This is a genomic window from Streptomyces minutiscleroticus (genome assembly GCF_014650875.1).
Taxonomy (GTDB): domain Bacteria; phylum Actinomycetota; class Actinomycetes; order Streptomycetales; family Streptomycetaceae; genus Streptomyces; species Streptomyces minutiscleroticus.
On record NZ_BMVU01000261.1, the window covers coordinates 1 to 604 of the forward strand.

1 pseudogene is annotated in these 604 nt (G+C 42.9%); it reads right to left on the reverse strand.

Annotation, left to right across the window (positions count from 1 at the left end):
- Window positions 1-586: pseudogene (locus tag IE271_RS44645) on the reverse strand (hypothetical protein); the annotation flags it as partial.
- Window positions 587-604: the final 18 nt, after the last annotated feature.

Here is a 604-nt window from a genome sequence, read left to right on the forward strand (position 1 = left end):
GAATGAAATTGCCCTTTTTGCCATAGCCCCTAAAATCAGGGCTGATTTCCATTTTCATCACATCTAATTCTTCGTATTCAATCGTGGGCATGTCTTGCTCAGCGCTAGGCCAGCTCGCTAAAGTCCGATTAAGCCATTTTTCATCGTCTCTTTTAGGGTAGTCAATCCTTGTGTGAGCCCCTCTGCTTTCAGTGCGCAGTAACGCTCCTTGAGTGATGCAAAGCGCGAGTTTGAGCATTTTTTTGGTGCGGTAAGCGTCTTCTAATTCAGGGTTATTGTGCAAAACCTTGTTTTTCACGCAAATGTTTTTGGAGCGCGCATAAAGTTCTTGCAATTCTTTAAGGGCTTCTTCTAGCCTTTTGCCTTCTCTAAAAACGCCCACTTTTTCATCCATGACTTCTTTCATGCGTTCTCTGATTTCATACACGTCTTCCTTGCCTTCATTATGCAATAAAAAATGCATATAATCTTGGCTTTCTTTAATGAAGGCTTCAACCTTTTGCGTGTTGATTTCAATTTGCGCTTCTAAACAATGCGACGCAAAATAATCCCCTATGATCATGCCAGCGACCACCGCTTCACTCACAGAATTTCCCCCCAAGCG